This window comes from Kitasatospora sp. NPDC087315 (assembly GCF_044744345.1).
GTDB lineage: Bacteria > Actinomycetota > Actinomycetes > Streptomycetales > Streptomycetaceae > Kitasatospora.
The window spans coordinates 25,771-42,094 of record NZ_JBIUYD010000017.1; the positions used below are offsets into that span (position 1 = coordinate 25,771).

Here is a 16,324-nt window from a genome sequence, read left to right on the forward strand (position 1 = left end):
CGGTAGGGGGCCCGCACCGAGGGTGCGGGATGACGAGAGGAGGCTGGCGTGGCCAGCGCACGAATGACCAGGATCGCGGCGAAGGACGTGGAGTCCAACCGGCGACGGGGCGGCGATCTGCGGACGCTGCTCAGCCCGGCCACCGCAGAGGCCACCGCGGGCTTCATGGGGGTGCTCACCCTGCTGCCCGGCGAGGTCGTCACCGAGCACTACCACCCGTACTCCGAGGAGTTCCTGTACCTCGTCAGCGGCGAGCTGCTGACGAGGATCGACGGGGAGCCGGTCCCGCTCGCCGCGGGCGAGGCGCTGCACCTGCAGATCAACGTCCGCCACCGGCTGGAGAACCACGGCACGGAACCGGCGTTCATGGTCTTCCAGCTGGGCCCGCTGGCGCCCCGTCCGGAACTCGGCCACGTCGACACCGAGCCCCTGCCGGGCCAGGAGCCGGCGTGACCCGGCGCAGGGCCGTCGTCACCGGGATCGGCGTGGTGGCCCCGGGCGGTGTCGGGACCAAGGCGTTCTGGCAGCTGCTGACCGACGGCCGGACGGCCACCCGCGCCATCTCCCACTTCGACGCCTCGGCCTACCGTTCCCGGATCGCCGCGGAGTGCGACTTCGACGCCGCGGCCGCCGGGCTCACCGCCGAGGAGGTCCTGCGCATGGACCGCGCGGCGCAGTTCGCCGTGGTCGCCGCGCGGGAGGCGCTGGCGGACAGCGGGGCCGGGACCGACGGGGTGCCGCCGCACCGCATCGGAGTGTCGATCGGCAGCGCCGTGGGCGCCACCATCACGCTGGAGCAGCAGTACGTCCGGGTCAGCGACCGCGGCAGCAACTGGGTCGTGGACGCGTCGAACCCGTACCCGTACCTCTACGGGGCGCTGGTGCCCGGCACGCTCGCCGCCGAGGTGGCGTGGACGGCCGGCGCGCAGGGCCCGGTCCGGGTGCTGTCGACGGGCTGCACCTCGGGCCTCGACTCGGTGGCCCAGGGCGCGCAGTTCATCGAGGACGGCTCGGCGGACGTCGTGCTGGCCGGGGCCACCGACGCGCCCATCTCGCCGATCACCGTCGCCTGCTTCGACGCGATCAGGGCGACCTCGCCCAACAACGAGGACCCCGAGCACGCCTCGCGGCCCTTCGACCGCGACCGTGACGGCTTCGTACTCGGCGAGGGCGCGGCCGTCCTGGTCCTGGAGGACGAGGAGTCCGCACGACGCCGCGGGGCGCGCGTGTACTGCGAGGTCGCGGGCTACGCGCAGCGCAGCAACGCCTTCCACATGACCGGTCTGCGCCCGGACGGCAAGGAACTGGCCGAGGCGGTCCGGGTGGCACTGGACCGCGCCCGGGTACCGGCCGACGCGGTGGACTACGTCAACGCCCACGGCTCCGGCACCCGGCAGAACGACCGGCACGAGACGGCCGCGCTGAAGGTCTCGCTCGGCGAGCACGCGTACCGGGTGCCGGTGAGCTCGATCAAGTCGATGGTGGGTCACTCCCTGGGGGCGATCGGCGCCCTGGAGGTCGCGGCCTGCGCCCTCGCCATCGAGAAGGACACCGTCCCGCCCACCGCCAACCTCGCGCACCCGGATCCCGAACTCGGGCTCGATTACGTACCTCTGACGGCCCGTGAGCAACGGACCGACACGGTGCTCAGCGTGGGCAGCGGATTCGGCGGGTTCCAGACGGCGATGGTGCTCACCGCGCCGGGGAAGGGGGCACGTCATGACTGACACGGCGACGGCCACACGCCGCGCGGTGGTCACCGGCATCTCCGCGGTGGCGCCGAACGGCTTCGGGACGAAGGAGTTCTGGGAGGGCGTGCTGGAGGGCCGCAACGGCCTCGGCCCGGTGACGCACTTCGACGCGGCCGGCTTCCCCGTGCGCACCGTCGGCGAGGTCTTCGGGGACGGCAACCTGCCCGGTGTCGACCCCCGGCTGGCGGTGCAGACCGACCGCTGGAGCCAGTTCGCGCTGCTGGCGGCCGACGAGGCCCTGGCCGACGCCGGGGTGCGGCCGGAGGAGTTCTCCCCGTACGACCTCGGGGTCATCACCGCCTCCTCCTCCGGCGGCAACGCCTTCGGCCAGCGCGAGATCGAGGCCCTGTGGTCGAAGGGACCGCGGCACGTCGGGCCGTACCAGTCGATCGCCTGGTTCTACGCCGCCACCACCGGCCAACTGTCCATCCGGCACGGCATGAAGGGCCCCTGCGGGGTCGCCGTGGCCGAGCAGGCCGGCGGCCTGGACGCCATCGCGCAGGCCCGCCGCGCGCTCCTGCACGGCGACGCCAGGCTCGTCCTGACCGGCGGCACCGAGGCACCGCTGAGCCCCTATGCGCTGACCTGCCAGACCACGTCCGGGGGGCTGAGCCCCGGCGCCGACCCGGAGCGCGCCTACCTGCCGTTCGACGCGGCCTCCCCCGGTCACGTGGCCGGCGAGGGCGGGGCGATCCTGGTCCTGGAGGACGAGCAGGGCGCCCGCGCCCGCGGTGTCGAGGCCCCGTACGGCGAGATCGCCGGTCACGCGGCCACCTTCGACCCGGCCCCCGGCACGCCGGAGGCCGGCACCCCGGTCGCACTGCGCCGGGCCGTGCTGCTCGCCCTCGCCGACGCCCGGGTCCGGCCGGAGGACGTCGACCTCGTCCTCGCCGACGCCGACGGCACGCCCGAGCGCGACCGGATCGAGGCCGCCTGCCTGGCCGAGGTGTTCGGGCCGCGCGGAGTGCCGGTGACCGCGCCCAAGGCGCGCTACGGCCGGCTGTACGCCGGCGGCGGGCCGCTCGACGTCGTCACCGCGCTGCTCGCCCTGCGCGACCAGGTGATCCCGCCGACCGGGCCGGCCGTCGTCGCGGACGCCGCGTACGGCCTCGACCTCGTGGTGGAGCCCCGGCCGGCGCGGCTGCGCACGGCCCTGGTCGTCGCCCGCGGCCACGGCGGTTTCAACTCCGCCCTCGTCGTCCGGGCCCTCGCCCCGTGACGGCGCGCCCCACCTACCACCCCGCGATGCCGAAAGGACCCCACCCCGATGACCGCAGTACCCCTTGAGTACGACGCGTTCCTGACCATCGTCGAACAGTGCACCGGCGTCCCGCTGGAGAGCCTGCAGACGGACGACCCCGCCGTGACGATCGACGACCTGGGCATCGACTCGCTGGGTCTGATCAACATCCTCACCGAGGTCGAGAACCGCTACGACATCCGCCTGGACGCCGAGGGCCTCACCCAGCTCCCCGGCATCTGCGGCCTGGTCAACGAGCAGCTGCGGCTGGCCGCGGCGCGCACCGAGAACGGCATCGTGATCGACGCGCCGTTCGACCTGGTCTGGGACATCACCAACGACGTGGCCGGCTGGCCGGACCTGTTCAGCGAGTACGCCGTCGCGGACGTCCTGGAGCGGCACGGCAACACGGTGCGGTTCCGCCTCGCCCTCCACCCGGAGCCCGACGGCAAGGTCTGGAGCTGGGTCTCCGAACGCGTCATGGACCGCGAGAACCGCAGCGTCCGGGCGCGCCGGGTCGAGACCGGCCCGTTCGCCTTCATGAACATCCACTGGACGTACGAGCAGACCGGCGCCGGCGTGGAGCTGCGCTGGGTACAGGAGTTCCGCATGAAGCCGGACGCCCCGGTGGACGACGCCGCGATGACCGCGCGCATCAACGAGAACTCCAAGGTCCAGCTGGCGCTCATCAAGGAGCGCGTGGAGGCCGCCGCCCGCGCCGGCGCCGGAACGGCGGTGGCCCGATGACCGCCGCCCTCGGCTTCGGCCTCAAGGGCCGGCACGCCCTGGTGACCGGTGGCGCCCGGGGCATCGGGCGGGCCACCGTGCTCGCCCTGGCCGCCCAGGGCGCCGCGGTGACGGCCTGCTACGTCAACGAGAGCGAGCAGGTCGAGTCGCTCCGCGCCGAACTGGCGGAACTGGGCGCCCGGGGGACCCTGGTGCGCGCCGACGTCGCCGACCACGAGCACGCCGCCCGGCTGGCGGCCGAGGCGCACGAGCGGTACGGGGCGATCGACGCCGTCGTGAACAACGCGGGCGTCATCAGCCACCTGCCGCTGACGGACCTCGGTCCCGACGAGTGGCACCGCATCCTCGACACCAACCTGTCCGGCACGTACCACGTCATCCGCGGGGCGCTGCCGCACCTCGCGGAGACCGCCTCGATCGTCAACATCAGCTCCGCCGTGGCGCACCACGGCATGCCGGGCGCCGCCCACTACGTGGCGTCCAAGGCCGGGGTGATGGGCCTGACCCGGGCGCTGGCCAAGGAGCTGGGTCCGCGGGGCGTGCGCGTCAACTGCATCGCCTCCGGGCTGGTCGAGACGGACCAGATGAAGGCGGTCAGCGCCGAGGGGCGGGCCGCGTACGAGCAGCGGATCTCGCTGCGCCGGCTCGGCCGGCCGGCGGAGATCGCCGACGCGGTGCTGTTCCTCGTCTCCGACGCCGCCCGCTACGTCACCGGCGCCACGCTCGACGTCGACGGCGGCATCTGACCCGAAGGAGACCGCACGCCGTGATCCGCGCCGTGTTGGAGATGACGGTCCGGGAGGGCCGCGAGGAGGAGTTCCGCGCCGCCTGGCTGGAGACCGCACGGGCCGCCGCGCTACTGCCGGGCTCCGTCGCCCAGTCGCTGGCCCGGGACCCGCGCACCCCCCGCACCTACCTGGTGATGGCCGACTGGGCCGACCGGGCCGCTCTGGAGGCCTTCCAGAACGGCCCGGCGAGGGAGCAACTCAGCGCCAGGCTGGAGCAGTTCCGTGAATCAGCCCGCAAGCACGTGCTCGACGTGGTCGAGCACGTGCCGGGCACCACACCGATGAAAGGTGGTCCGTCGTGACCGTTCGCATCATGGTTTCCGCCCGGGTCGAGGAGAACGACCAGGCGGCCTTCGAGGAGGCGTACCGGCAGGTCACCGCCGCGGTCAAGGGCACCCCCGGCCACCTGCGCGACGAGCTGCTGCGCGACGCCGAGCAGCCCGGCCGTTACATCCTGCTCGCCGAGTGGGAGAGCGAGGAGGCGTTCCGCACCTGGGAGGACGCCCCGACCCACCGCGAGACCGCGGCCCCGATGTTCCCGTACTGGAGCAAGGGCGAGATCGAGCGGCGGATCTTCGACCTGCGGGCCCGCCTCGACAGCGTGCCGTCGCAGGGCTGAGCGGACCACGGCCCATGGCGACCATCCGAAAGGCCCTGGTGATCGGGGCCGGCATCGGCGGGCTCACCACGGCGGCGGGGCTGCTGCGGCAGGGCATCGCCTGCGAGGTGTTCGAGGCCCGCCCCACGCCGGGACGGCTGCTGACCGGCGGCGGCTTCATGCTCTGGCACAACGCCTTCCTGGCGCTGCGCCGGATCGGGCTGGACGAGGCCGTCGCCGCCGACGCGGTGCGCATGCGCTTCCACGAGTTCCGTTCCGACTCCGGCCGGCGACTCGCCCGGTGGCGGCTGGACGGCCCGACGGAGCGGATCGGTGCGCCGGCCTGCGCGCTGCGGCGGTCGACGCTGCACACGGTGCTGACCGAGGCGGTCGGCGAGGAGCGGATCCACCTCGGCCGCCGGTTCACCGGCTTTACCGAGGACGCCGACGGCGTCACCGCCCACTTCGACGACGGGTCCACGGCCCGCGGCGACGTGCTGATCGGCGCGGACGGACTCCGCTCCACCGTGCGCGCCACGCTGCGCAACGGCTTCGAGCCGCCGCCGCGGTACGCCGGCTACACGGCCTGCCAGGCCATCACCCGGCTGCCGGGCGAGTCGCTGGTGCCCACCGGCACGTTCTTCAACATGTGGGGCAAGGGCGGGCTGCGCTTCCTGTACTGCCGGCTGAACGAGGAGGAGGTCTACTGGGACGCCATCACCAGTGACCGCGCGACCGCCGGGATCGACACCCTGCGCCTCTCGCGGGGGGCCGGGCTGGCGGCCGCGTACCGGAACTGGCCGGACCCGGTCGGCCGGATCATCGCCTCGACCGACGAGGAGGCGATCCTGCCGGTGCCGATCCACGACCGGCCGCCGGCCGGCGGGTGGAGCAAGGGCCGGGTGGTGCTCACCGGCGACGCGGCCCATCCGATGACGCTCAACCTCAGCCAGGGCGCCGGTCAGGCCATCGAGAGCGGTGTGGTGCTCGCCGACCTGCTGGGCCGGTGCGAGCCGGACGCCGTGCCCGCCACCCTGCGCGCGTTCGAGTCCGCCCGTCGCGCGCGGGCGGCGGACATGGTGACGACCTCGTGGCGCATCGGCGCGCTGGGGCTCGCCCACAGCGGCCCGCTGTGCCGGCTGCGCGACGCGGCGATGTACGCGTTCTTCGACTCGGTCGCGCGAGGCCAGAGCTACTCGCTGATGCTGGACGACCGGCTGGAGCGGGCCCCGCTGCGGACGGCCGAGCCGCTCGGCCACGGGGCGGGGTGAACCGGCCCGATGCTGGTCACCATTCTGGCCGTCGTCCTGGTCCTGTGCACGGGGATCCTCGCGGGCGCCCTGCTCGCGGTGGAACGCGCCATCGTCCCGATGCTGCTGCGGCTGCCGCGGCAGACCTGGTCCGACGTGCACCGGCTGCTGGACCCGGGGTTCGACCCGCTGATGCCGACCGTCAACAAGGTGGCCCTGGCCGCCGGCCTCGGGCTCACCGTGCTGGCGCCGGGGGCCGCCGCGAAGGCCGCCTTCGCGGCGGCGCTGGCCTCGGTGGCCGGGGTCGCCCTGGTGTCGGAGCTGCGCAACGTGCGGATGAACCGGCGGATCGACGGCTGGGCCGCGGCCGGCGAGATCCCCGACGGCTGGGACGCCCTGCGCACCCGGTGGGCGCGCGCCAATCTGCTGCGCACCGTCTTCGCCGGCCTGGCGTTCGGCATCGCGCTCGGCGGCACCTGGCTGGTGCTCGGCTGAACCCGGCCCCTGAACCGAACTTCCCTGCCCTGGAAGGCACTTCGCCTTCCCTGATCCGACCTTCGTCCTCGGTGGACCGAGGACCCGTTCCCGATCCGAGGAGCTGATCCGGTGAATCCGGCACACGAGGAGCACGAACCGCACGCACCCGCCCCCGGGGCCGCCGGCCGGACACCCGGAACCCCGGAGTTCGCGGGCCGGGTCGCCCTGGTCACCGGTGCCTCCCGCGGCATCGGCGCGGCCACCGCCCGGCTGCTGGCGGCCCGCGGGGCGCGGGTCGCGGTCAACTACCACAAGAGCGCGGACCGGGCCGAGGACCTGGTGTCCGCGATCCGGCGGGACGGCGGTGAGGCGGTGGCCGTCCAGGGCGACGTCACCGACCCCGCCGGGGTGACCGCCCTGGTCGGGGCCGTCACGACCGCGCTCGGCCCGATCGAGGTCCTGGTGCTCAACGCCGCCGGGCTGGGCGCCCACGAGGCGCGCATCGCCCCTGCGGCGGACCTCTCCTGGGAGGACCTGGAGCACGTGGTCAGCCAGCAGCTCAAGGCGCTGTTCCTGACCGCGCGGGCCGTGCTCCCCGGCATGGTCGCCCGGGGCGGCGGCTCGGTGGTGGCGGTCGGGGCGGCGCTCGCCAAGCGGCCGGCACCCCGGTTCCTGCCGCTGACCGTGGCCAAGGCGGGCGTGGAGGCCGCCGTGCGCACCCTGGCACTGGAGGTGGGCCCGCACGGGGTGCGGGTCAACGCGGTGGAGCCGAACCTCGTGCTCACCGAACTCGCCCGCTTCATCCCCGAGGAGCAGCGCCGGGCGGCCGCCGAGCGGGCCGCGCTGCGGCGCAACGGCACCCCGGAGGACATCGCCGAGGTCGTCGCGTTCCTCGCCTCCGAGCGCGCCGCGTACCTCACCGGCAGCTGCCTGGTCGCGGACGGCGGCACGTCACTCGCCTGACGCCCCGGCTGGCCGGCACCCGGCCACACCCCAGCACCGGGTTTTCCCGCTCTTTATCACCCTCTTTGCAACCACTGATTGCCTGTCACCACGGCTGCCGTCCGCCTCCGGACGATCCGACCGAAAGGAATGAACCTTGTCGAAGCCCGAACGGAAAGTCGTCAACCGGGACGAGGTCGAGCCCGTCTGCTGGTTCGGCGAGGAGGGCCGGTTCCTGCTCCGCAAGGAGGACACCGGCGGTCTGTACAGCTTCTACCAGATCTCCACCCAGCCGGGCAGCGGTCCGCCGCTGCACGTCCACGAGACCGCCGACGAGGCGTTCTTCGTCAACAAGGGCACCTACGAGTTCGAGGTCGGCGGGGTCACCGAGCGGATCGGCGAGGGGACCGTGATCTTCGGCCCGCGCGCCGTGCCGCACCGCTTCCTCAACGTGGGTGACGAGCCCGGCCAGTTGCTGGTCATCGCGACCCCCGGCGGGGTGGAGAACTTCTTCATCGGGCTGTCGAAGCTCGTCTCGGGCGGCGGCATGCCGGACTGGGAGAAGATGCAGCAGCTCGCCAACGAGAACGAGATGCGCGGATTCATGCCGCCGCCCGGCGCCCGCGGCGACCTGAAGGGTCCGCAGGCCGTCCGGCACGGCCTGCACGGCGCCCCGGCCGACGCGCGGCCCCGCGGCTGATCCACCCGGCCCGGGGGTGACCCACCCGGCCCGGGGGCGGGGCCCGCGCCCTCCACCACCGGACGTCCGTCCGCCGAACGGCCCGCCGGGCCCCGGCCGGGGCAGCGCGCCATTCGCGCTGTCCCGGCCGACCCCGTTCCGCTCCGGCGCACCTGTGGCGCCGCCCACCTGCCTCAGTCCGACCAGGAGGACACCATGCCCGGACAACCCTCCGGCAACCGCGCCGGCCTGCGGCTCGCCGCGCCGCCGCGCCACGACGTGATCATTCTGGGTTCCGGCATCGCCGGTTCGACCCTCGGCGCCATCCTCGCCAAGCAGGGCGTCTCCGTCCTTCTCCTCGACGGCGGCGTCCACCCGCGGTTCGCCGTCGGCGAGTCGACGACGCTCTACACCCTCAAGGTGTTCCGGCTGCTCGCCCGGCGCTACGGCGTTCCCGAGCTGGAGTCGCTCACCTCCTCCGACGGCATCCGCGACGACATCTCGCCGACGTCCGGCACCAAGCGGCACTTCGGCTTCATCCGGCACGAGGAGGGCAAGGAGCCCGACCCTGCCGAGTTCCTGCAGTTCAGCCCGCCGTCCAAGGCCCTGCAGACCGGTCATCTGTTCCGTCAGGACACTGACGCGTACCTCTTCCACACGGCCATCCGCTACGGCTGCGACGCCCGGCAGGCGTTCCACGTCGAGGACGTGGAACTCGCCGAGGACCACGTCGCCGTGGTCGGCCGGGGCGGCGAGCGGTACGAGGGCCGCTGCCTGGTGGACGCCAGCGGTTTCCGCTCGCCGCTCGCCGCGAAGCTGGACCTGCGCCGTCCGCCGGAGGCGCTCAAGCACCACTCCCGCTCGATGTTCACCCACATGCTGGGGGTCCGGCCGACCGACGAGTGCCTGCGCGTGGGGCCCGAGGACGCGCCGCCGATCCCGTGGGTCGAGGGCACCATGCACCACCTCTTCGACCGCGGCTGGTTCTGGTCGATCCCGTTCAACAACTCTCCCGGCTCGAAGAACCCCCTGGTCAGCGTGGGGCTCACGCTCGACGAGCGGAAGTACCCGCGGAACCGCGACGTGACCCCGGAGGAGGAGTTCCGCGCCTTCGCGGCACGCTTCCCCGCGGTGGAGCGCCTGTTCGCGGACGCGCGGACGGTGCGGCCGTGGGTGTCGGCCGACCGGATCCAGTACACCTCGACCCGGACGGTGGGTCACCGCTGGTTCCTGATGTCCCACGCGGCCGGCTTCCTCGACCCGCTGTACTCCCGTGGTCTCACCAACACCGGTGAGGTGATCAACTCGCTCGCCTGGCGGCTCCTCGAGGCGCTCTCCGACAACGACTTCGACGAGGAGCGCTTCCGCTACGTCGACGAACTCCAGCAGGGCCTGATCCGGCACAACGACGAGCTCGTCAACAGCTCCTTCGTCTCCTTCCAGGACCACACGCTGTGGAACGCCGTGTACCGCGTCTGGTGCGCCGCCGAGGTGCCGATCAACCTGCGCTTCGACCGGTTCACCGAACGCTTCGAGGAGTCCGGCGACGACGGCGTGCTCCGCGCGATGGAGAAGGCCGCGTACCCCGGGCTGCCCGTTCCCGGGTCCCCGGGCTACAAGGCCCTGTTCGACGAGATGGTGCGGATCTGCGACGCGGTCGACCGCGGGGAGCGGACCGCCGCCGACGCCGGGGCCGAGCTGCTGAAGACGGTGGTCGAGGCGCCGGTCGTGCTGGACCACCTGGGCCTGCGCGACCCCGAGTGCCGGTTCGTCTACCCGATGCCCGACGACCTGCGGCGGATGGCCGGCTGGCTGCGCAACGACGGTCCCGACGAGCTGCGCTACCTGACCACCGGCGTCGACGTGCACGGTGCGCCGCTGCCGACCGAGGCGGACGTCGAGAAGGCGCTGCCGCACTGACCCGGCACGCGGAACGGCCGTCGGCGGCCGGGCGTTCCGCGCTCCGGGCAGTGCGCCCGGCCGGCACGAGCGGCCGACACGAGCGGCCGGCTCCCACGAAGGTGTGGGAGCCGGCCGCTCGGTGCTGTGCGCGGCCCGCGGGTGCGCGGCCCGCGGGTGCGCCGCGGGCCGCGGCCTCAGGGCGTCCGGGGCGTGACGCGGAACACCGGGCAGCGCTCCGCGGCCGCCTCGAAGTGCTCCGGGGAGCCGGACTCGACCAGCCCGTTGCGCACGAACGCGCCCACGCCCCGCGGGACCTGCCGCGGGAACTCCCGCAGCACGCGGCCCCGCTCCGCCACCGGCAGCTCGACCAGGTCCACCCGCTGCGAGCGCCGGCCCCGGGTCAGCGTCCCGTGGCCCGCCGCGCGGGCGTTCCTGACCCAGTCGGACTCCGGGTACGCCTGGAGAAGGTGGCGAACGCCGTCGACCACCACCGGGGCGACCGGGTTGGTCCGCGGCAGGCCGCTCCGGCGGCCGGGGACGGTGAGCAGGTACATGGGCCCGAAGGGCAGCCCCAGCCGGTGGAGGAGGACCACGGCCTTGTTGCGGACCCGGTGCCGGGGGGAGATCCGGCGCCGCGCGGTCATGCCGCCCGCCGCTCGTGGACGCGCCGCGTGATGGCCCGGACCACGGACCGCGGCATCGCCCGCATCAGGGGCAGCCGGACGCGGTACGCCAGGCCCGGCACCGTGGACGTCCGCCCGGCCGCCACCGCGTCCAGGCCCGCCCGGGCGACCTGATCGGCCGTCAGCCACTTGATGCCGGGCAGCGCGTCGGTCGACACCCCGGCCGCCTCGTGGAACCCGGAGCGGGTCAGGCCGGTGTGCACGGTGGTGATGTGGACGCCGTGGCGGGCGACCTCCATGGCCAGGCTCTCGCTCAGCGAGGAGAGGAAGGCCTTGGAGGCGGCGTACGTCGCCGAGCGCGGCTTGGGCAGGACGGCGACCAGCGAGGAGACGTTCACGATCCCGCCGGAGCCGCGGGCGATCATGCCCGGCAGGCAGGCGTGGGACAGCCTCAGCGGGACGACCGCGTTGAGCACCGCCGTGTGCAGCTCGCGCTCCGCCGGCAGCTCCGCGAAGTACCCCGAGCCGCTCGACCCCGCGTTGTTCACCAGCAGCTCCACCGGCCGCTCGGGATCGGTGAGCCGCTGCTCGGCGAGCGCGAGCTGACTCTCGTCGGTGAGGTCGAGCCGGAGCACCTCCACGGTCACCCCGTGGGCGGCCCGCAGGTCGCTCGCGAGCCGTTCGAGGAGTTCGCCCCGCCGCGCCACGAGGACGAGGTCGACGCCCTCCCGCGCCAGGAGCCTGGCGAACCCCTCACCGATCCCGCCCGACGCCCCGGTCACCATGGCCGAGGCATAAGGAAATCGCCGCATGCTGTTCCCCCAATTCCTGAAAAATTCGACCGGACACGCTCGAACACATTAACCTAGGCCCCGGCGGACGGGCCAGTGAACGGAATACCCGAAGAAGCCCCGCGGCACCGATTTATACCTGCTTAACCCCGGTTTCATCGGCCGGTGGTGCAATGCTGCCGCACGATTTCCCGACCTCAGAAGACCGCCGGCCGCACCCGGCCCCGTCCCCGTCGAAATGGCTGGTGTCGTTTCCATGAGATCCTCCGCGCAAGAGCGGAAATCACCGCTCCCCGCGCCCTCCGCCCCCGGCGCCGGTCCGGCCGCCCGGCTGAACTCCCTCACCGGCCTGCGCTGGATCGCGGCCCTCGCCGTCTTCCTGTCGCACGTCGGCACCCTGCTGCCGCTGCCGGACGCCAAGCCGCTGCTGTCCCTCGGCTCCTCCGGCGTGACGTTCTTCTTCGTCCTCTCCGGCTTCGTCCTGACCTGGACGTGGACGGCCGGCGACCGGGTCGGCCCGTTCTACGGCCGCCGGTTCGCCCGCATCTGGCCGGTGCTGCTGGTGGCCGTGCTGGTCCCGCTGCTGCTCCAGCTGCCCGACGCCCGGCCGGACCACGCCGACACCCTGAAGGTGACCGCGCTCTCCGCCGTCCTGCTGTACCAGGCCTGGGTGCCCGGCCACATCCTGGACAGCGCGAACCCGGTGGCCTGGTCCCTCGCCTGCGAGGCGTTCTTCTACGCGCTCTTCCCGTTCGTCGCCAGGCCCCTGGCGCGGCGGTCGCTGCGCTGGCTCGGCGTCGCGGCCGTCCTGCTGCTGGTGGTGGGCTGGGGCCTGAGGATCTGGCTGTGGGACGCCTACCCGCCCCAGGCGCGGCCGAAGTTCACCGGGGTGAACGGCCTGCTCCTCGGCACCTTCTCGCCGGTCGCCCGGGTCTGGGAGTTCCTGCTCGGCGTGGTCGCCGCGGCCGCCGTGCGCAAGGGCTGGCGTTCCCCGATCGGCGTCGCGCCGGCCGCCGCCCTGGTCGCCGCCGGCTACGTCGTCCTGTGGCTGCTGCGCGAGGAGACCTGGCGTCTCTTCGTCGTCTACGACGCCCTTCCCCAGGTCACCGCTCCGCTGTTCGCCCTGCTGATCGTGGCCGTCGCCGGAAAGGAGATCTCGGGCGGCACTTCGTGGCTCGGCACGCGGCCCATGGTGAAACTCGGAGAATGGTCGTACGCCTTCTACCTCCTGCACTTCACGGTGCTCTTCGAGATTTCCTCCTCGCTTTTCGACAAGAACGGCGTCATGGAGTACTACATGCGCCCGGTGAAGGCGAGCTGGTCGAATGCGGGGTGGGCGGTCCTCGCCCTCGCGATCACCCTGGCCGCCTGTGCGCTGCTGTACCAGTTCTACGAGCGCCCCGTGGAGCGGTGGCTGCGCGCCCGGATCGGCGGCGGCCGCGGCGGACGGTGACGGCCGCCCGACGGACCTGACGGTGCCCGGCCCCGTCCCGGCCGGGCACCCGGCACCAGGCACCCGACACCAGGAAGCGACGAGCACCCGCTCCCGGACCGACCAGCAGTCCGGGAGCGGGTGTTCGTCACGCCCCTGGTCCCCGTCCGGCCCGGCCACCGGCCCCGGGGACCCGCGGCCCGTGGAGGGCCGGCCGGGGTCCACCGGACCGTACTGTCCGGATCACTGTATGGATGCGATCCCGCTGTGGAACCATACTGCCACCGCGTAACCATGATCCCAGGGGGAGAAACATGCCGGTGGCGCCCCGCCTCAGCATCCTCGTCGTCGACTCGCACCCCATCTCGCTGGCCGGCCTGCGCACCATTCTGGACAACTGTCCCGATTTGACGGTGGTCGGTACGGCGCACGACCGCGAGAGCGCCGTCGAGCGGTACCGGGAGCTGCGACCCGATGTGGTGGTGGTGAGCACGCACAAGCATGCGGGCCGGGCCCTGGACATCGTGGGCGCACTGTCCAGGACCCGGTCGCCGCTGCCCGCGGCCAAGGCGCTCGTCCTGGTCGACGACGTGGACGCGGCGGCGGACCACGTGCTGCAGGCCGGTGTCCACGGCGTGCTGTCCTGCGCGAGCACGTCCGAGGAGGTCGCCGCCGCGGTCCGCATCACGGCCACCGGCCGCTCCCTGCTGATCCCCCGGGCCCGGGAGGAGTCCGGGGATTCCCCGCTGGAAACGCTGACCGAGCGGGAGCTCCAGGTCTTCCACCTCGTGGCCCAGGGATTCAGCAATGCCGAGATCTCGGCGGAGCTGAAGCTCAGCCAGAGCACCGTGAAATCGCACATCCGGAACGCGATGGAGAAACTCCATTTGCGCAACCGCGTGCACGCCGTCATCTTCGCCTACGAGAACAGGATCATTCACGCGGACCGGTAGCGAAAGGCGCCGGGCCCGGGTTGTCCCGGTCCTGCGCCCGCAGCTGGGAAAGAACCCGCTGCACGTCGAAGACATTCCGGTCCTCGACGACGAGCCCGTTCTCCACCCGCCACAGCTGGATTCCTTCCGAGGAGATCGCCCGCCCGGTGGGCGGAACGCCGGCGAACTCCCCCACGTGCGTGCCCCGGGTCGTGTACCAGCTCGCCACCCACGGGCCCTCGGCCACCTGCAGCCCGACCTCGACGGTGAGCCCGGCGAACGCCGCGCGCCGCAGCCGGACGCTCTCCCGGGGGCCCTCGGGGCCCACCGGCCGGCCGCCCAGCCGGAACTCCGGGGCGAAGATCAGGTCCGCCACGTCCAGCTCCCCGCGACTCCAGCCCTGGTCGAACCAGCGGCGGGCGAGGGCCTTGTTCGCCTCCTGGACGCTCGCCACCCCCTCCGGGGCCACGGTGCTCACCGGCCTCCCTCCGCGGGGAGGGGGGCCGACCCGGCACCGGCCGCGCGCAGGGCGCCGAGGCTCTCGCGGCCGATGGTGCTCAGCGCCGGCACCGGCGATCCGGCCGCCCACTGCAGGAACTCCACGATCTGGCCGCGGTCCGGGTGCATGAACCGCCGGTTCTCGTCCTTCCAGCCGAATCCCGGGTGGACCGCCTCGGAACCCCTGACGAGTCCCATAATGATGTCCGCCGCCCGGTCGCCGTCGATCTCCTTCGCCTCGTACTGCTCGCAGGCCCTCGCCGTACCGTCCAGAAGGGCCTTGAAATCGTCGTTGTCGGGCCACCAGAGGCCGACGTGCGGCACCTTCTCCAGCTCGTCGAAGACGCGCGCGTCGCGGTCGGCGCGGTACTTGCGCAGCGCGTTGTTGATCCGCAGCGTGCCGGGTGTGTTGCCGCTCCCCCAGACACGGAAGACGGCGTCCCAGAGCCGGAAGTGGGAAAAGGAGATGAACGAGCAGTTGACGAGGGTGTCGTTGTGGTCGAGCAGGCCCTGTTCGAGCTCCTCGACGTAGCGGAAGCGCTCCTCGTCGAAGTCGTCGTCCGCGAGTGCGGCGAGCAGCCGCGGGGCGAGCGCGTGGATGATCTCGAAGGTGTTGGACATGCCCCGGGAGTAGAGCGGGTCGAGGAAGCCCGCGGCGTGCGACATCAGGCACCACCGCTGTCCCACGGTCTTGTTGGAGGAGTACTGCAGCCGGCCCGTGGACACCCACTCCCGGACCTTCCTGGCCCCCTTGAACTGCCGCGCCACCGCCGGGAAGCGGCTCAGCAGCAGCTCGAACTCCTCTTCCGCGCCGATGCCCTCCGGCTTGGGGTACAGCCGCGGGTCGAAGGTGACGCCCACGCTGCACAGCGGGTTCCGGGAGAGCTCGTGGTTGTCGAACGGGATGATCCAGAACCAGCCCCGCTCGAAGAGGTGGTGCATGGTGCCGTTGTGCCAGGGCACCGGCGGCCGGTCCTGCTCGGGCACCTCCAGCACGTCGTCGAACCGCTTGACGCCGATCATGTGCGTGAACAGCGAGCGGGAGTGGTGCCGGAACCGGGCCGGCTGCTCGCGCAGGCCCAGGTGGTCGGCCAGCGGCGAGCGGAAGCCGCTCGCGTCCACCAGGTAGCGCGCCCGGACCAGGTGCCCGTCGGTGCCCGTCACGGTGACGCCGTCGTCGTCGAAGTCGATCTTCTCCGCGCGCCACTGCTGACGGGTGTCGCAGCCGTACCCGACGGCGACCCGCAGCAGGTAGGCGTCGCTGTCCTGGCGGAACAGGTGGCTCGCCGAGGTCAGCGCGTCGGGGATGACGAACTGGTGCGCCTCGGTCGGGTCCGGCTCCTGGCCCGGCCGGTGCAGCATGAAGCCGAAGTGCTGCTTGCGGCCGAAGGTGTTGCTCACCTGCTGGTTGATGGTCGTGGCGTCGGTGAGGGCCTCGAACTCGGGGATGTCGTAGCGTTCGGCCAGTACCTGGAGCCAGGCGACGAGTTGAGGGATCATGGACTCGCCCACCGCGAAGCGGGGGTGGGTGCCCGCGTCGGCGATCAGCACCTTCGCCCCGCTGCGGGCCAGCACCGCGCCGAGGGTGGATCCGGCGATTCCCGATCCCAGGATCACCACATCGTGGCTGGGGCTCTGTATCGACACTGTCGGTTCCCTTCGCACTCGTCCGGT

At 72.9% G+C, this 16,324-nt stretch carries 18 protein-coding genes and 1 pseudogene; 15 read left to right on the forward strand and 4 right to left on the reverse strand.

The features are described from left to right. Positions 1–48: 48 nt before the first annotated feature. The 13 genes and pseudogenes from ACIO5D_RS23970 to ACIO5D_RS24030 all read left to right on the forward strand — a co-directional run bounded on the left by ACIO5D_RS23970 (position 49) and on the right by ACIO5D_RS24030 (position 10,392). Complete coding sequence (locus ACIO5D_RS23970) at positions 49–453, forward strand: cupin domain-containing protein (protein ID WP_400657603.1); 405 nt, start codon at positions 49–51, stop codon at positions 451–453. Next, positions 450–1,727: a beta-ketoacyl-[acyl-carrier-protein] synthase family protein gene (locus ACIO5D_RS23975; protein ID WP_400657601.1), complete on the forward strand. Its 1,278-nt coding sequence runs from the start codon at positions 450–452 to the stop codon at positions 1,725–1,727. The genes ACIO5D_RS23970 and ACIO5D_RS23975 overlap by 4 nt, the downstream gene beginning before the upstream one ends. Continuing rightward, complete coding sequence (locus ACIO5D_RS23980; RefSeq protein WP_400657599.1) at positions 1,720–2,970, forward strand: beta-ketoacyl synthase N-terminal-like domain-containing protein; 1,251 nt, start codon at positions 1,720–1,722, stop codon at positions 2,968–2,970. Before ACIO5D_RS23975 ends, ACIO5D_RS23980 begins: the two co-directional genes overlap by 8 nt. A gap of 48 nt (positions 2,971–3,018) precedes the next feature. Beyond that, positions 3,019–3,219: pseudogene (locus tag ACIO5D_RS23985) on the forward strand (acyl carrier protein); the annotation flags it as partial. Between the two features lie 39 nt (positions 3,220–3,258). Beyond that, positions 3,259–3,738 (forward strand): SRPBCC family protein, encoded by a 480-nt coding sequence (locus tag ACIO5D_RS23990; RefSeq protein ID WP_363607799.1) that lies wholly within the window; start codon positions 3,259–3,261, stop codon positions 3,736–3,738. Next, a complete protein-coding gene (locus ACIO5D_RS23995; protein WP_363607770.1) occupies positions 3,735–4,484 on the forward strand; it encodes an SDR family NAD(P)-dependent oxidoreductase in 750 nt (249 codons plus the stop codon). The genes ACIO5D_RS23990 and ACIO5D_RS23995 overlap by 4 nt, the downstream gene beginning before the upstream one ends. A gap of 20 nt (positions 4,485–4,504) precedes the next feature. Continuing rightward, positions 4,505–4,828, forward strand: a complete 324-nt coding sequence (locus ACIO5D_RS24000; RefSeq protein WP_363607769.1) for an antibiotic biosynthesis monooxygenase family protein — start codon at positions 4,505–4,507, stop codon at positions 4,826–4,828. Further along, positions 4,825–5,145 carry an antibiotic biosynthesis monooxygenase family protein gene (locus ACIO5D_RS24005; RefSeq protein WP_363607768.1) on the forward strand — a complete coding sequence of 107 codons (321 nt, stop codon included), beginning with the start codon at positions 4,825–4,827 and terminating at the stop codon, positions 5,143–5,145. The genes ACIO5D_RS24000 and ACIO5D_RS24005 overlap by 4 nt, the downstream gene beginning before the upstream one ends. A 14-nt stretch (positions 5,146–5,159) precedes the next feature. Continuing rightward, positions 5,160–6,395, forward strand: coding sequence for an FAD-dependent monooxygenase (locus ACIO5D_RS24010; protein WP_400657595.1), 1,236 nt, complete (start codon positions 5,160–5,162; stop codon positions 6,393–6,395). Positions 6,396–6,404: 9 nt separating this feature from the next. Next, positions 6,405–6,869 carry a DUF1772 domain-containing protein gene (locus ACIO5D_RS24015; protein WP_363607766.1) on the forward strand — a complete coding sequence of 155 codons (465 nt, stop codon included), beginning with the start codon at positions 6,405–6,407 and terminating at the stop codon, positions 6,867–6,869. A gap of 111 nt (positions 6,870–6,980) precedes the next feature. Further along, positions 6,981–7,814, forward strand: a complete 834-nt coding sequence (locus tag ACIO5D_RS24020; RefSeq protein WP_363607765.1) for an SDR family oxidoreductase — start codon at positions 6,981–6,983, stop codon at positions 7,812–7,814. A 136-nt stretch (positions 7,815–7,950) separates the two neighbouring features. Next, entirely contained in the window at positions 7,951–8,493 is a 543-nt protein-coding gene (locus ACIO5D_RS24025) for a cupin domain-containing protein (RefSeq protein ID WP_363607764.1), read from the forward strand. A gap of 195 nt (positions 8,494–8,688) precedes the next feature. Then, a complete protein-coding gene (locus ACIO5D_RS24030) occupies positions 8,689–10,392 on the forward strand; it encodes a tryptophan 7-halogenase (RefSeq protein WP_363607763.1) in 1,704 nt (567 codons plus the stop codon). Positions 10,393–10,568: 176 nt separating this feature from the next. Here the strand turns inward: ACIO5D_RS24030 and ACIO5D_RS24035 are convergent, their stop codons facing one another. Both ACIO5D_RS24035 and ACIO5D_RS24040 read right to left on the reverse strand, forming a co-directional pair. After that, positions 10,569–11,018, reverse strand: a complete 450-nt coding sequence (locus ACIO5D_RS24035) for a nitroreductase family deazaflavin-dependent oxidoreductase (protein ID WP_400657590.1) — start codon at positions 11,016–11,018, stop codon at positions 10,569–10,571. Next, positions 11,015–11,782: an SDR family oxidoreductase gene (locus tag ACIO5D_RS24040; protein ID WP_363607761.1), complete on the reverse strand. Its 768-nt coding sequence runs from the start codon at positions 11,780–11,782 to the stop codon at positions 11,015–11,017. Before ACIO5D_RS24040 ends, ACIO5D_RS24035 begins: the two co-directional genes overlap by 4 nt. 262 nt (positions 11,783–12,044) lie before the next feature. On the opposite strand from ACIO5D_RS24040, the gene ACIO5D_RS24045 reads away from it, so the two are divergent. Together ACIO5D_RS24045 and ACIO5D_RS24050 are read left to right on the forward strand one after the other, a co-directional pair. After that, a complete protein-coding gene (locus tag ACIO5D_RS24045; RefSeq protein ID WP_363607760.1) occupies positions 12,045–13,241 on the forward strand; it encodes an acyltransferase in 1,197 nt (398 codons plus the stop codon). Positions 13,242–13,534: 293 nt separating this feature from the next. Further along, positions 13,535–14,173 carry a response regulator transcription factor gene (locus ACIO5D_RS24050; RefSeq protein WP_363607759.1) on the forward strand — a complete coding sequence of 213 codons (639 nt, stop codon included), beginning with the start codon at positions 13,535–13,537 and terminating at the stop codon, positions 14,171–14,173. Here ACIO5D_RS24050 and ACIO5D_RS24055 read toward each other — a convergent pair. Both ACIO5D_RS24055 and ACIO5D_RS24060 read right to left on the reverse strand, forming a co-directional pair. Then, positions 14,154–14,630 carry an ester cyclase gene (locus ACIO5D_RS24055; protein WP_400797638.1) on the reverse strand — a complete coding sequence of 159 codons (477 nt, stop codon included), beginning with the start codon at positions 14,628–14,630 and terminating at the stop codon, positions 14,154–14,156. The two genes, ACIO5D_RS24050 and ACIO5D_RS24055, sit on opposite strands and share 20 nt — an antisense overlap. Next, positions 14,627–16,297, reverse strand: a complete 1,671-nt coding sequence (locus ACIO5D_RS24060; RefSeq protein WP_400797641.1) for an NAD(P)/FAD-dependent oxidoreductase — start codon at positions 16,295–16,297, stop codon at positions 14,627–14,629. Before ACIO5D_RS24060 ends, ACIO5D_RS24055 begins: the two co-directional genes overlap by 4 nt. Between the last annotated feature and the right edge of the window lie 27 nt (positions 16,298–16,324).

Excerpts from the sequence above, each read along its gene's own strand:
- ACIO5D_RS23995 (WP_363607770.1), top strand. The coding sequence starts at position 3,735 with ATGACCGCCGCCCTCGGCTTCGGCCTCAAGGGCCGGCACGCCCTGGTG.
- ACIO5D_RS24035 (WP_400657590.1), bottom strand. The coding sequence starts at position 11,018 with ATGACCGCGCGGCGCCGGATCTCCCCCCGGCACCGGGTCCGCAACAAG.
- ACIO5D_RS24010 (WP_400657595.1), top strand. The coding sequence starts at position 5,160 with ATGGCGACCATCCGAAAGGCCCTGGTGATCGGGGCCGGCATCGGCGGG.
- ACIO5D_RS23980 (WP_400657599.1), top strand. The coding sequence starts at position 1,720 with ATGACTGACACGGCGACGGCCACACGCCGCGCGGTGGTCACCGGCATC.
- ACIO5D_RS24040 (WP_363607761.1), bottom strand. The coding sequence starts at position 11,782 with ATGGTGACCGGGGCGTCGGGCGGGATCGGTGAGGGGTTCGCCAGGCTC.
- ACIO5D_RS24030 (WP_363607763.1), top strand. The coding sequence starts at position 8,689 with ATGCCCGGACAACCCTCCGGCAACCGCGCCGGCCTGCGGCTCGCCGCG.
- ACIO5D_RS24015 (WP_363607766.1), top strand. The coding sequence starts at position 6,405 with ATGCTGGTCACCATTCTGGCCGTCGTCCTGGTCCTGTGCACGGGGATC.
- ACIO5D_RS24050 (WP_363607759.1), top strand. The coding sequence starts at position 13,535 with ATGCCGGTGGCGCCCCGCCTCAGCATCCTCGTCGTCGACTCGCACCCC.
- ACIO5D_RS24045 (WP_363607760.1), top strand. The coding sequence starts at position 12,045 with ATGAGATCCTCCGCGCAAGAGCGGAAATCACCGCTCCCCGCGCCCTCC.